A 13,524-nucleotide genomic window follows, 5' to 3' on the forward strand; every position below is an offset into this window, starting at 1 on the left:
CGGGGTGGCATGGGTATCGATTCTTACCGCAGCAATTGCGACCGCTGCATCCACATGCACCTGTGTGAAGGCACCGCCGCCAACGACCAGATCGCCGGACACCGGATGCGGGTGCGTCGTCACGACGCCCTGTACCGCACCGGCGAGTCGCCCGGCAACCGTATTTACTGCATTCGTTCCGGCAGCTTCAAGCTGGTGATGAACCGCCCTGGCGATGACGAACAGGTGATCGCCTTCGCCATGGCGCCGGATTTTCTGGGACTGAACACGCTCGGCGCAGCCGGCCACACGGCCAGCGCCGTGGCATTGGAGGATAGCGAAGTGTGCGTCATCGATTGGGATCGCCAGGCTTTCCGCGGCCGCCGTCAGCCGATGCAGCGCAACGGCCTGCACGCGCTGCTGGCCGACGAAATCCGCCGCGCCCAGCAAGCCACGCTGCTGCTACACCACACGCACTCGCGCCAGCGCATGGCCGATCTGGTGCTCAACCTGTCGCAGGCGTATCACAGCAACGGCTATTCGGCGCGCCGCTTCCGGCTGCCGATGTCGCGCTGCGATATCGCCAGCTACATCGGTGTCAGCGCCGAATGCGTCAGCCGGCTGATCGACCAGTTCCGCCGCAAAGGCATGCTGCAACTGCACCGCCGCGACCTTACCCTGCTGGACACGGACGCGCTGCAACGCACGGCCGCCGGCGTGGAGAACTAAGATGGGCAACCGACTCCGCCTGGTGACCGACAGTGTGGCTGACAGCATTCGTCGCTGCCAGGCCTGTCCGCTCAACGCGCTGTGCCTGGACGAGGCGCCATCCGGCTCAGCGCCGCCGCAACAGCCTTGCCTGGAGCAGCGCTGCATGCACCTGACCGGTGGCGAACACCTGTTCCGCGTATCCGACGAGGTGGACCAGCACCTGCACATCATCCGCAAGGGCGATATCAAGCTGTACCAGCATGGACGGGACGGTGGCCAGCACATTATCGAATTCCTCGGCCCCGGGGCCTGGATCGGGCTGGAATCGCTGAACGAAGACCAGCGCCACGCCGGCGCCGTGGCGCTGACCAATTGCGAGATCGCCAGCGTGCCTTACGCGATGCTGACCTCCTTGCTGGACCGCCAGCCACGCAGCGCCGAAGCTTTCGGCCAGCTACTTAGTGGCACCATCGCCCGTCACCAGCAGCATGCCGCCATGTTGCGCAGCACCTCGGCGGTGCAGCGGGTGGCGCAGTTCCTGCTGCACCGGCTGGAGCAGGCGCAAGCAGCGGCGCAGGACATGGCACGGGCGACCTTGCCGATGTCGCGTCAGGACATCGCCGATTATCTGGGCTTGACCTCGTCGACGGTCAGCCGTTGCCTGAGCGCGTTGCGTCGCCGCGGCTGGCTGAGCATGGGGCAGCGCGCCTTCACGCTGCCGGGACGGGAGGATGTGGAGCTGGTGGCGGCGGGCGCGCCGCTGGCGCTGGATGATTGAAGCGCTTTAGCTCAGGTGGGAACCGGACGGCGGCGCGGGTTCAGACGTGCCGCCGGCACGTCATCCTGGCCGGCCGGGGCACCATGGGCGCGGCCGGCCATCTGCAAGGCGATTGCCAGCGCGGTATCGGCGGTTGCCAGGTGCACCTGGAACCACGGCAAAATCAGCGCCGCCACCTTGCGGCCGGCGCCGATATCGCCCGGCGTCAGGCCGTGCAGCGTGGCCAGTACGCGCGCGTGCTGTTCGCGATGGCTGCGGGTGGCCGGATAGTCGATCGCATCCATCAGCTGTTCCTCGACGCGGAAATCGTCCTCCAGGCACTCGACCAGCGCGGCCAGATTGTCTTCAAAGTCCTGGTCCGGGCCATTCAGCAGTACGTTGATCTGCTCGGCCAGCGCTTCGTGCGCCTCATCAAACAAGGGGATGCCAAGCACCATATCGGCGCTCAACGCTTGGGTGTCCATGGTTTTCTCCTGGTGGCTTTAGTTACTTTTAGCTACTGCTACTATGCCCAAGCCGGCCTGGCAAATCCATGATCCAGGTCAAGCCAATGCCGCAAAAACCAGCGCGCATGGCGTATAGTGTGGTCTGCCTGTCATTGCCGAGAACGTATCATGGACCTGCACTACCTTAGCCCGCTGTTCGCGCCCAAATCCATCGTGGTGTTTGCCGGTCCGCCGGACCAGCCGGAACGCCAGACCGCCTATGGCCGCAGCGTCTGCGCCCAGCTGCGCGATGGTGGCTATGACGGTGTCCTGAGCTTCCTCGATGTCAGCATGACCGGCACGCTGGCCGACCTGGTGCAGTCGCGTGCCGACCTCGCGCTGATCGCCCTGCCGCACGAAGAACTGGCGTTCGCGCTGGAAGTGGCCGGCCGCATCCAGTGCAAGTCGGCGCTGATCGTTTCATCTGGCGTATCGCCGGCGCTGGCGGCCGAATTGCAGGCGATCGCCCGCAAGCATGACCTCAACCTGCTCGGGCCGAACAGCCTGGGTTTCCAGCGTCCGCGCCTCAAACTGAACGCCGGCGTGGCCGGCAAGCTGGCGCAAAGCGGCAGCCTGGCGCTGATTTCGCAGTCCGGTGCGCTGACGTCGGCCATCCTGGACTGGGCCGGCAGCAATTCGGTCGGCCTGTCGGCGGTGGTCTCGCTGGGCCCCAACACGGCGGTCGACCTGGCGCAGACCCTGGACTTCCTCGCCACCGATCCGGCCACCGAGAGCATCGTCATCTACATGGAAGGCATCACCGACGCCCGCCGCTTCCTGTCGGCGCTGCGCGGCACGGCCAACACCAAGCCGGTGGTCATCATCAAATCCGGCAACGCGGCGGCTTCCTCGCGCGCCGCCGCCACCCACTCCGGCATGCTGATCGGCAGTGACGAAGTGTTCGACGCGGCGCTGCGCCGCACCGGCGCGGTACGCGTATCGACCTTCGTGCAGCTGTTCTCGGCCGCCAAATGCCTGGCCTCGCGCTACCGCCCGGTCGGTCCGCGCCTGGCCGTCATCAGCAATGGCGGCGGCCCCGGCGTTCTGGCGGCCGACTGGCTCAGCAAGCTGGGGCTGCAACTGGCCCGGCCCGGCGACGCCACCGCCACCACGCTGACGGCGGAACTGCCGCAACACGCCACGCTGACCGACCTGGTTGACCTGTCCGAGGAAGCCGGCGCGCAGCATTACGCCGCCGCCATCCGCGCCTGCGCCGCCGATCCGCAGGTGGATGGCCTGCTGGCGATTTATTCGCCAAAACTGGATGGCGACCCGCTGGCCGTCGCCCAAGGCGTCACTGACGCCGCCAAGGGCCTGGGCAAGCCGTTGCTGGCCTGCTGGATGGGCGACGAGCGCGTGGCGCCGGCGCGCCACCTGATCGCGCAATCCGGCCTGGCCAACTTCCGCACACCGGAAGCGGCGGTCGACGGCTTCGGCAACATCGCCGCCTTCTACCAGAACCAGCAGCTGCTGCAGCAAACGCCGCCGCCGCTGTCGCAGCTGTCCAAGCCTGACCTGGAAGGCGCACGCCGGCTGGTGGAAAGCGTGCTGGCCGAGCGCCGCAGCGTGCTGACCGAAATGGAATCCAAGGCGCTGCTGGCGGCTTTCCACATCCCGATCACGCCGACCATGCCGGCGCGCAGCGCCGCCGAGGCGCAGCTGATCGCCGCGCAGCTGGGCTATCCGGTGGCGCTGAAGATCGATTCGCCCGACATCCCGCACAAATCCGAAGTGCAAGGCGTGGTGCTGAACATCGCCGACGCCGCCGCGCTGAGCGCCGCCTATGGCGACATGCTGGCCAATGTGCGCCGCCTGCAACCAAATGCTGCCATCAACGGCGTTACCGTGCAGCGCATGGCCGGCAAGCGCGATGGCCGCGAGCTGTATATCGGCGTCGCCAGCGATCCGCTGTTTGGCCCGGTGATCGGTTTCGGCGCCGGCGGCACCATGGTCGAGCTGCTCAACGACCGCGCAGTCGAACTGCCGCCGCTGAATCCCTTCCTGGCACAGCGCCTGATCGACCGCGCGCGCGTTGCCGCCACGCTGGGCGAATGGCGCGGCGCACCTAGCGTCGACCGCCAAGCCATTGAACACATCCTGCTGCGCGTGTCGGAGATGGTGTGCGAACTGCCGCAGCTGCGCGAACTGGACATCAATCCGCTGATCGTCGACCAGTTCGGCGTGCTGGCGGTGGATGCGCGCGTGGTGGTTGGCGTGGCGCCGCCGTCAGCGCAGCGCTACGACCAGCTGGCCATCATGCCCTACCCGGCCAACTACGCCAGCGTGTGGCCGATGCGCGGCGGCGGCGAATACACGCTGCGCCCGGTGCAACCGACCGACGCCGAAATGCTGCAAGCGCTGGTGCGCGGCCTGTCCGACCAGTCGCGCTACAACCGCTTCGCCTCGTCGCTGCGCGAGCTGTCGGCGCAAATGCTGGCGCGCTATTCGCTGATCGATTACGACCGCGAAATGGCGCTGGTGGCGGTGCTGACCACGCGCACCGCCGACGATGACGGCAGCTTCACAGAGACCGAGCAAATCATCGGCGTCTCGCGCTACATCGCCAATCCGGACCGCAGCAGCTGCGAATTCTCGCTGCTGGTGGACGACAAATTCAGCGGCCAGGGCCTGGGCACGCGCCTGATGCTGGAGATCATGGACGTCGCCCGCGACCGCGGCCTGAGCGAAACCGTCGGCCTGGTGCTGCGCAAGAACCGCCCGATGCTGAAGCTGATGGCCAGCCTCGGCTTCCAGATCCTGCCCTACGACGAAGACCCCGACTTCCAGTTATGCAGCAAGGCGTTATAAAAACAGCTACACACAATCTCCACACTTCCCACACATAACCTGCAAACCGGCTGGTTAAGCTAGTCGTTTTGTTCGTACGTGGGAAAGACTATGGAACTCAAGAACTGGCCGCTATTGCTGGCCGTGCTGGCATTGGCAGCCTGCTCCAAAGGATCGCAGCAGGCCGGGGAAAAAGCGCCGCCGCCAGCGGTGACGGTGTTGGCGCTGAAGGCAGCGCCGGTCACGCTCACCGATGACCTGCCCGGTCGCGTGGCGGCTTTCCGCACCGCAGACATCCGCCCGCAGGTGGGCGGCATCGTGCTACGCCGCCTGTTCGAGCAAGGCACCGAGGTACAGGCCGGCCAGCCGCTGTTCCAGCTCAATCCCGCGCCGCTGAAGGCGGAATTCGATACGGCAGCAGCCTCCTTGCAGCATGCGCAAGCCACGCTGGCGCGCGCCGGCCGTCAGGCCGAGCGCCTGCAACCACTGATCGACGCCGATGCCATCAGCCGCCAGGCCTATGACGACGCCGTCTCCGACCGCGACCTGGCCGCCGCCAACGTTGCCCAGGCCAAGGCCACGCTGGAACGCAAACGTCTCGATCTGGCCTTCACCACCGTGCAGGCGCCGATCAGCGGCCGCATCGGCCAGGAGCTGGTGTCGGAGGGTGCGCTGGTCGGCCAGTCGGATGCCAACCCGATGGCGCGCATCCTGCAAATCGATAAGGTGTATGTCGACGTGCGCCAGCCGGCGTCCATGCTGTCATCACTGCACGCGATGCGCGAAGCTGGCAAGCAGCCGGCGGTCATCCTGTCAGCCGACGGCCAGCCGTACAAGGTTGACGCCAAAGTGCTGTTCGCCGACCTGAACGTGGACGCCGGCACCGGCGACGCCACCATCCGCATTCTGGTCGAGAATCCGGACCGCGCGCTGTTGCCCGGCATGTTCGTGCGTGCCCGCATCGCGCGCGCCGCGCCGACCGATGCGCTGATGGTGCCGCAGCAGGCGGTACAACGCACCGCCGACGGTCACGCCAGCGTGTGGACAATGGATAAAACCGGCAAGGCCAGCCAGCGCGCCGTCACCGTCGGTGACGTCATCAATCACCAATATCTGGTGCGCACCGGCCTGGCGGCTGGTGACACACTGGTGGTGGAAGGCCAGGAGCACCTGCGGGAAGGCGTGCACGCCAAGCCGCAGCCATGGAAAGCGCCGGCCCAGGTGTCGGCCGCCCCTGCTCCCACCCCTGCCGCAAAATGATAAGGACTGTGTAGATGTCTCAATTTTTCATACGCCGCCCCGTGTTTGCGTGGGTGGTGGCGATCTTCATCATCCTGTTTGGATTGATCGCCTTGCCCAACTTGCCGATAGCGCGCTTCCCGTCGGTGGCGCCGCCTAGCGTGTCGATCTACGCCAGCTATCCGGGCGCCTCGCCGCAGACGATGAACGACGCGGTGGTCAGCCTGATCGAGCGTGAGCTGTCCGGCGTGAAGAACCTGCTGTATTTTGAATCGTCGACCGACACCTCCGGTTCGGCCTCGGTCAGCGTCACCTTCAAGCCGGGCACCAATCCGGAAATGGCGCAGGTCGATGTGCAAAACCGTCTGAAAGCGATCGAGCCGCGCCTGCCGCAAACTGTGCGTCAGAGCGGTGTAACGGTGGAATCATCCTCCTCCAGCTTCCTGATGATTATCAGCGTGAACTCGACCAAGGGCCACGATGAGCAGGAACTGGGCGACTACCTGGCCCGCAACGTGGTGGAGGAACTGCGCCGCGTGCCTGGTGTCGGCCGCGTGCAGCTGTTTGGCGCCGAGCGGGCGATGCGCGTCTGGGTCGATCCGGCCAAGCTGGTGGCCTACAACGTCTCCATGGGCGACGTGACCAACGCCATCGCCCAGCAAAACGTGCAGATCGCGCCGGGGCGCGTGGGTGATACGCCGTCCATCGCCGGACAGCGCGTGACCACACCGCTGACGGTGCAAGGCCAGTTGCGCACGCCGGAGGAATTCGCCGCCATCGTGCTGCGCGCGGAGCGCAATGGTTCCAACGTCACGCTGGGCGACGTCGCCCGCGTGGAGCTGGGCGCGCGCGACTACACCTTCAAGGCGCGCGAGAATGGCAAGACCACCTCGGGCGCATCGATCTCGATGTCGCCGGGCGCCAATGCGGTGCAGACCGCGAAGCTGATCCGCGAGCGCATGGATGAATTGTCGAAGTCCATGCCGACAGGGATGGAGTACACCATTCCTTTCGATACCGCGCCGTTCGTGAAGATCTCGATCGAGAAAGTGGTCAGCACGCTGGCGGAGGCGATGGTGCTGGTGTTCCTGGTGATGTACCTGTTCCTGCAAAAGGTACGCTACACCGTGATCCCCGCCATCGTGGCGCCGATCGCGCTGTTGGGGACTTTCGCGGTAATGGCGGTGGCAGGCTATTCGGTTAATGTGCTGACCATGTTTGGCATGGTGCTGGCAATCGGCATCATCGTTGACGATGCGATTGTGGTGGTGGAAGCGGTCGAGCGCTTGATGGCGACCGAAGGGCTGTCGCCGAAGGAAGCGACGTCGCGCGCCATGCGCGAGATCAGCGGCGCGGTGATCGGCATTACCGTGGTGCTGACGGCGGTGTTCATTCCGATGGCATTGGCTTCCGGCTCGGTGGGCGTGATCTATCGCCAATTCACCGTGGCGATGGCGGTGTCCATCCTGTTCTCGGCCTTCCTGGCATTGACGCTAACGCCAGCCTTGTGCGCCACGCTGCTCAAGCCTGTCGGGCCTGAAGACCATGACAAGAAAGGTTTCTTTGCCTGGTTCGACCGCAAGTTTGATGCGCTGACCGCGCGCTACACGGCACGGACCACCGCCCTGCTGAAGCGTGGCGGCCGGGTGCTGGCCTTGTATGCCGCCATCGTCGCTGGTGTGGCCTGGGGCTTCTCGCAACTGCCATCGTCCTTCCTGCCGGAAGAAGACCAGGGCTACATCATGACGTCATTCCAGCTGCCGTCGGATGCGACGATGGATCGGACGTTGGAAGTCATCAAGCAGTATGAGAAGCATGTGGCCAGCCGTCCGGGCATCGATGTCAACCAGTCGCTGATTGGCTTCAGTTTCTCCGGCTCAGGTCCGAATGCGGGCATGGCGTTCACCATGCTGAAGGACTGGGACCAGCGTAACGGCGCCACCGCGCAGGAGGAAGTCGCCAAGGCGACGGAAGCCATGGCCAGTGCCAGGGAAGGCATGATCATGACCGTGATGCCGCCGGCCATTGATGAACTGGGCAATTCGTCCGGTTTCTCGCTGCGCTTGCAGGATCGCGCTGGCCTCGGCATCGCCGCTTTGCAGGCGGCGCAGGACAAGCTGTTGGCGCTGGCCGCCCAGAGCAAGCTGCTGGATGGTGTTTACCCGGACGCGCTGCCGCCGGGGAACAGCATCCGGTTGGAGATTGATCGTCGCAAGGCAGAAGCCTTGGGCGTATCGTTTGCCGCTGTCAGCGATATGCTGGTTGGCGCTACTGGTTCGAGCTATGTCAACGACTTCCCCAACAATGGCCGCATGCAGCAGGTGATCGTGCAGGCCGAGGCGTCGGCGCGCATGCAACTGGACGACGTGCTGGCGCTGCGCATTCGCAATAGCGCCGGCGGCATGGTGGCCTTGGGCGAGATCGTGCATCCGGTGTGGGAGCAGACGCCGTTGCAGCTGGTGCGCTATGACGGTTATCTGTCGGCGCGTATCAGCGGCAGCGCGGCGGAAGGTGTGTCTAGCGGTGCGGCGATGCAGGAGATGGAACGCCTGGTGGCGCAGCTGCCGGCCGGCTTTGGCGTGGCGTGGACCGGCCAGTCCTTGCAGGAGCGGGAATCAGCAGCGCAGGCGCCGATGCTTATGGCATTGTCGATGCTGGTGGTGTTCCTGGTGCTGGCGGCTTTGTATGAAAGCTGGTCGATTCCGCTGTCGGTGATGCTGGTGGTGCCGCTAGGCCTGCTCGGCGCGCTGCTGGCGGTGATGGTGCGTGGCATGCCGAATGATGTGTTCTTCAAGGTGGGCATGATTACGATTATCGGTTTGTCAGCCAAGAATGCGATTCTGATCGTGGAGTATGCCAAGCAGTTGCATGCCGACGGCAAGGGGCTGGTGGAATCGGCGATTGAGGCGGCGCGTCTGCGTTTGCGGCCAATCTTGATGACCTCACTGGCGTTCACGCTGGGCGTGGTGCCGCTGATGTTGGCCTCGGGCGCGAGCGCGGAGACGCAGCATGCGATTGGCACCGGCGTATTCGGCGGCATGGTCGCAGCGACGGTGTTGGCGATTTTCTTTGTGCCGGTGTTCTTCGTGGTCGTCGTTGGCGGTGCGGAGCGGCTTGGCAAGTTACGTAAAGGAGTAAAAACATGCGAGCAATGATCGCAGTATCGGCCGCACTGCTGGCCGGATGCTCAATGAATCCGCCGCTGACCAAGCCGGCCATGCCGGTGCCGTCAGCCTACCATGGCGCGACCGGCCCAGCGGCCGGCGCGGTGCCGGATGGCGGCGTTGGCGGCGTTGGCGGCGGTGTGGCCGGCGCGGTGCCGGATGGTGGCGGCGGTGCGGCTGGTGCGGCCGGCGCGGTACCGGGCGGTGGCGGCAGTGTGGCCGGCGCGGTGTCGGGCGGTGGCGGCAGTGCGGCCGGCGCGGTGTCGGGCGGTGGCGGCGGTGCCCCCGGCGGCGTGGTGGGCGAGGTGATGCCGGATTGGCGGCGGATGTTGGCTGATCCGGCGTTGCAGCGGCTGGTCGAGCTGGCGCTGGAGAATAATCGTGATCTGCGCGAGGCGGCGCTGAATGTCGCTGCCGTGCAGGCGCAGTATCAGATCCAGGATGCGGTGCGCCTGCCAGCGCTGGACGCCGTTGGCGGCGCGACACGTCAGCGCGTGTCGTCCATCGATGCGGCCAATGGCGCGGTTACGCAGCAGACCAACGCAGGCCTGGCGATCAACGCCTTCGAGCTGGACTTCTTCGGCCGCCTGCGCTCGCAGTCGGAGGCCGCCTTCGCCCGTTACCTGGCCTCCGTTGAAGGCCAGCGCACCGCACGCCTGTCGCTGATCGCCGGCGTCGCCGACGCCTACCTGGAACTGCGCCTGGCCGAAGAACAAGCCGCGCTGACCGACCGCACACTGGCCGACTGGCGCCTCGCCCTGTCGCTGACGGAACGCCTGCACGGCGCCCAACAGCGCAGCGGCCTCGATGTCGCCCAGGCCGCCGGCCAGGTCGCCACCGCCGAAGCCGACATGCACGCCCGCGACCGCGCGCTGCGCCTGGCCCGCAACAACCTCGAACTACTGCTCGGCGCCCCGGTCCCGCAAGACCTGCCGACCGGCCACCCGCTGGCCCATCAACCTGTGATGACCACCCTGCCCGCCGGCCTGCCCTCCGAGCTGTTGACGCGCCGCCCGGACATCATGCAAGCCGAACACGCCCTGGTCGCCGCCAACGCCGAAATTGGCGTCGCCCGTGCCGCCTTCTTCCCGCGCCTCTCGCTGACCGCCCAACTGGGATTCAGCAGCGCCGAGATGGGCAGCCTGTTCAAAGGCAGCAACCGTAGCTGGTCGTTCGCACCGCAAATCACCCAGCCGATCTTCCACGGCGGCCAACTGCGCGCGGAACTGAAACTGGCCGAAGTCCGCAACAACATCGCCGTGGTGCAGTACGAACGTACCATCCAGACGGCCTTCCGCGAAGTCAATGACGCCTTGGCCAGCAACGAAACCTACCAGCGCCAGATCATCGCCCAGCAACGCGTGGTGGATGCCGCAGCGCTGCGCGAACGCCTGTCCAACCTGCGCTACGGCGCCGGGCAGGACAGCCGCCTGGAACTGCTGGACGCCCAGCGCCAGGCCTACGCCGCGCAAAGCAGTCTGCTGGACCTGCGCCGCGACCACTTTAAATCCGCCATCGCTCTCTATAAAGCGCTGGGCGGTGGCGTCAGCTGATGCAGTATCATGGCAATATGAATACAGAACTACCCGCCACAGATCAGGCCCTGGTGCTGGTGGCCGAAGACGAGTCGGAAATCGCCCAGATCCTGATGGCCTACCTGTCGCGTGCCGGCCTGCGTGTCGCCCACGCGCCGGATGGCCGACGCGCGCTGGAAATGCACCACATGCTCAAGCCCGACCTGGTGCTGCTGGACGTGCAGATGCCGCAGATGGACGGCTGGGCCGTGCTGTCGCAAATCCGCCAGCGCGGCAACACCGCCATCATCATGCTCACCGCCATGGACCAGGACATCGACAAGTTGACCGGCCTGCGCATCGGCGCCGACGACTACGTGGTCAAGCCCTTCAATCCGGCAGAAGTGGTGGCACGCGTACTGGCCGTGCTGCGCCGCACCGCTGGCCAGAGCGCCAGCCAGACCGCCAGGCTGCTGCGCGCCGAAGGCCTGGAAGTCGATCTAGAACATTACGAGGCCAACGTCTGCATCGACGGCGAGGCGCGCCAGTTGCTGTCGCTGACGCTGACCGAGTTCCGTCTGCTGGCCCACATGCTGCGCGCACCCAAGCGCGTATTCAGCCGCGCCGAACTGCTGGCCGCCTGCCTGCCGGAAGGCGAAACGCTGGAACGCACGGTCGACAGCCACCTGAGCAAGCTACGCAAGAAAGTGGAAGCAGCCGGCCTGACCGGCATGCTGGAAAGCGTGCGCGGCGTCGGCTACCGGCTTGGGAGCGCCACATGAAACTAAATGCCGGCATCAGCCGCCAGATATCGCTGTCGATGTCACTGGTCGCGCTGGGCATCATCCTGCTGGTGCAAATCAGCTCCTACGCGCTGTACGCCTACCTGATACGCCACTCGCCTGAATTCATGTCCGGCGATCCGCTCGACCTGACGCCGACCCGCGAAGAGGTCATCTGGCTGCTCATCACCACCTTCATCTCGGTGGTGATCGCGGTGGTCGCGGCAGGCAAGCTGTCGCGCCGCATCCTGGCGCCATTGAATTCGGTGGCGGAAAGCCTGCGCCAGGTGGCACAGGGCGACCTGACAGCGCGCGCCACCAACTACGATCACGCCATGGGCGAAGCCGCGCAACTGGTGGCCGACTTCAACCGCATGGCTGAGCGTCTGCAATACATGGAACAGGAGCGCGTGTTCTGGAACGCCGCCATTGCCCACGAGCTGCGCACACCAGTGACCATCTTGCGTGGCCGTCTGCAAGGCATCAATGACGGCGTGTTCGTGCCAGACCAGGCACAGTTCCAGAATCTGCTGACCCACGTTGAAGGACTGGGCCGCATCATCGAAGACCTGCGCATGGTGGCGCTGGCGGAAAGCGGCCACCTTGGCCTGCAAAAAATACGCGCCAGCTTGTCGGCCGAAATCGAGACCGTGGTGCAACTGGCCGAACCATTACTGCAAGCGGCTGGCTTCCACCTGGAACTGGAGCTGACGCCGCAAGCGGTACTGTGCGATCCGATGCGCATCCGCCAGGCGCTGCTGGCATTGCTGGAGAACGTGCGCAAGCACGCGACGCCCGGCGTGGTGCGCATCAGCAGCCTGGTATCGGGCAGCGTCTGCCGCCTGAGGGTCGAGGATGAAGGCCCTGGCATCGACGCCGCGCTGGCCCAGCACGTGTTTGACGCCTTCCAGCGCGGCGAGCCATCGCAGCAGCAAGGCGTCGCCGGCAGTGGCCTCGGACTGGCGGTGGTCAAGGCCATCGCCATCGCGCACGGCGGCCAGGCGGTGTGCCGTCCATCCAGATTAGGCGGCACGCTGTTTGAATTAAACTGGCCGCTGGCCTGAACGCAGCGGACGCGTAGCGCTCCAGGCAGCCAACAGCGCACCGCCCACCAGCAGCGACAACGCCAAAGGCTTGCCGCGCGTGGTCAGATAGGTATAGGCCGAGCGCTCATGCACCTTGCTGTCATGGCCGCCCTGCCGCTGTTGCAATTCCATGCCGTTGGGCGCATACAGCGCATCGCTGCGGTCCGGCGCCGATGGCGGGTCCTTCTTCTGCTGCTGTTTGAACATCATCATGTTCATGAACTTGTCCAGCACGCGCGGCATGGCCTGGCCTTCCAGCGATACCATCTTCGACGCGCCGCCAACAAAGATATCGCGCTGCCGGTTTTCCGCCGCAAACAGTATGGCTTCCGCCACCAGCTCCGGTGCATACAACGGCGCCGGCAGTTCCGGCTCGTTCGCCATGTAGTTGCGCGCGTGTAGTATGAACATCGTATCAATGCCGGCCGGCTTGATCAGCGTGACCGACACCGGCACCTTATCCTTCTCGATCTCCATGCGCAGCGAATCGGTAAAGCCTTTCACCGCATGCTTGGATGCCGAGTACATGCGCTGCAACGGCACCGCGCGGTCGGACAGCTCGCTACCCAGGTTGATGATGGCGCCACCGCCCTCCTTCATCAGTTCCAGCGCCACCAGTGAGCCATGCACCACGCCCCAGAAATTGGTCTGGAACAGCTTCTCCTGATCCTGCAATGGCACGTCGGCATTTCGGCCAAAGATGGAGATGCCGGCGTTATTGATCCAGCTGTCGATGCGGCCAAAGCGCTGCACGGCCGCGCGTCCCAGTGCCGCCACCTCGTCACGGTTGCCCACATCGGTTGGCACGGCCAGCGCTTCACCGCCGCTGCCGCGCAATTCCTGCACCAGTTGATCCAGCGCGACGCTGTCCCGCGCCGCCAGCACCAGCCTGGCGCCCTTGCCCGCCGCCATGCGCGCCGTGGTCAGGCCGATGCCGCTGGTGGCGCCGGTGATGACAAGCACTTGTGAACTGAGTTTTTTCAATCGGATAGTCATATGT

Annotated in this window: 10 protein-coding genes; 8 read left to right on the top strand and 2 right to left on the bottom strand. The window is 65.4% G+C overall.

The annotated features are described in order from the left end of the window. The first annotated feature begins 9 nt into the window (after positions 1-9). Together BLS51_RS00960 and BLS51_RS00965 are read left to right on the top strand one after the other, a co-directional pair. Positions 10-708 carry a Crp/Fnr family transcriptional regulator gene (locus BLS51_RS00960; protein ID WP_090179824.1) on the top strand — a complete coding sequence of 233 codons (699 nt, stop codon included), beginning with the start codon at positions 10-12 and terminating at the stop codon, positions 706-708. Between the two features lies 1 nt (position 709). After that, entirely contained in the window at positions 710-1,468 is a 759-nt protein-coding gene (locus BLS51_RS00965) for a Crp/Fnr family transcriptional regulator (protein ID WP_229207439.1), read from the top strand. 11 nt (positions 1,469-1,479) lie between these two features. Here BLS51_RS00965 and BLS51_RS00970 read toward each other — a convergent pair whose 3' ends face one another. Then, positions 1,480-1,932 (bottom strand): bacteriohemerythrin, encoded by a 453-nt coding sequence (locus tag BLS51_RS00970; protein ID WP_175472482.1) that lies wholly within the window; start codon positions 1,930-1,932, stop codon positions 1,480-1,482. A gap of 150 nt (positions 1,933-2,082) precedes the next feature. Here BLS51_RS00970 and BLS51_RS00975 point away from each other — a divergent pair, with 150 nt between their 5' ends. From BLS51_RS00975 to BLS51_RS01000, 6 genes are all read left to right on the top strand, one after another. Continuing rightward, positions 2,083-4,761, top strand: coding sequence for a bifunctional acetate--CoA ligase family protein/GNAT family N-acetyltransferase (locus BLS51_RS00975; RefSeq protein WP_090179820.1), 2,679 nt, complete (start codon positions 2,083-2,085; stop codon positions 4,759-4,761). A gap of 90 nt (positions 4,762-4,851) precedes the next feature. Further along, a complete protein-coding gene (locus tag BLS51_RS00980) occupies positions 4,852-6,000 on the top strand; it encodes an efflux RND transporter periplasmic adaptor subunit (protein ID WP_090179816.1) in 1,149 nt (382 codons plus the stop codon). Between the two features lie 14 nt (positions 6,001-6,014). After that, complete coding sequence (locus tag BLS51_RS00985) at positions 6,015-9,134, top strand: efflux RND transporter permease subunit (protein ID WP_090179813.1); 3,120 nt, start codon at positions 6,015-6,017, stop codon at positions 9,132-9,134. Then, positions 9,122-10,696 carry an efflux transporter outer membrane subunit gene (locus BLS51_RS00990; protein ID WP_229207438.1) on the top strand — a complete coding sequence of 525 codons (1,575 nt, stop codon included), beginning with the start codon at positions 9,122-9,124 and terminating at the stop codon, positions 10,694-10,696. Before BLS51_RS00985 ends, BLS51_RS00990 begins: the two co-directional genes overlap by 13 nt. Positions 10,697-10,713: 17 nt before the next feature. Further along, positions 10,714-11,439: a response regulator gene (locus BLS51_RS00995; protein ID WP_090180832.1), complete on the top strand. Its 726-nt coding sequence runs from the start codon at positions 10,714-10,716 to the stop codon at positions 11,437-11,439. After that, a complete protein-coding gene (locus BLS51_RS01000; RefSeq protein ID WP_090179809.1) occupies positions 11,436-12,503 on the top strand; it encodes an ATP-binding protein in 1,068 nt (355 codons plus the stop codon). Before BLS51_RS00995 ends, BLS51_RS01000 begins: the two co-directional genes overlap by 4 nt. On the opposite strand, the gene BLS51_RS01005 is transcribed toward BLS51_RS01000, so the two are convergent. After that, on the bottom strand, positions 12,483-13,520 hold the full coding sequence (locus BLS51_RS01005) for an SDR family oxidoreductase (protein WP_090179805.1): 1,038 nt from the start codon (positions 13,518-13,520) through the stop codon (positions 12,483-12,485). The two genes, BLS51_RS01000 and BLS51_RS01005, sit on opposite strands and share 21 nt — an antisense overlap. Between the last annotated feature and the right edge of the window lie 4 nt (positions 13,521-13,524).

The sequence above is a fragment of the Duganella sp. OV510 genome, from assembly GCF_900100205.1.
Lineage (GTDB): Bacteria > Pseudomonadota > Gammaproteobacteria > Burkholderiales > Burkholderiaceae_D > Rugamonas.

What these genes read in the sequence shown, in the direction of transcription:
- BLS51_RS00960 (WP_090179824.1), top strand. Translation starts at nt 10, where the DNA reads ATGGGTATCGATTCTTACCGCAGCAATTGCGACCGCTGCATCCACATG.
- BLS51_RS00965 (WP_229207439.1), top strand. Translation starts at nt 710, where the DNA reads ATGGGCAACCGACTCCGCCTGGTGACCGACAGTGTGGCTGACAGCATT.
- BLS51_RS00970 (WP_175472482.1), bottom strand. Translation starts at nt 1,932, where the DNA reads ATGGACACCCAAGCGTTGAGCGCCGATATGGTGCTTGGCATCCCCTTG.
- BLS51_RS00975 (WP_090179820.1), top strand. Translation starts at nt 2,083, where the DNA reads ATGGACCTGCACTACCTTAGCCCGCTGTTCGCGCCCAAATCCATCGTG.
- BLS51_RS00980 (WP_090179816.1), top strand. Translation starts at nt 4,852, where the DNA reads ATGGAACTCAAGAACTGGCCGCTATTGCTGGCCGTGCTGGCATTGGCA.
- BLS51_RS00985 (WP_090179813.1), top strand. Translation starts at nt 6,015, where the DNA reads ATGTCTCAATTTTTCATACGCCGCCCCGTGTTTGCGTGGGTGGTGGCG.
- BLS51_RS00990 (WP_229207438.1), top strand. Translation starts at nt 9,122, where the DNA reads ATGCGAGCAATGATCGCAGTATCGGCCGCACTGCTGGCCGGATGCTCA.
- BLS51_RS00995 (WP_090180832.1), top strand. Translation starts at nt 10,714, where the DNA reads ATGAATACAGAACTACCCGCCACAGATCAGGCCCTGGTGCTGGTGGCC.
- BLS51_RS01000 (WP_090179809.1), top strand. Translation starts at nt 11,436, where the DNA reads ATGAAACTAAATGCCGGCATCAGCCGCCAGATATCGCTGTCGATGTCA.
- BLS51_RS01005 (WP_090179805.1), bottom strand. Translation starts at nt 13,520, where the DNA reads ATGACTATCCGATTGAAAAAACTCAGTTCACAAGTGCTTGTCATCACC.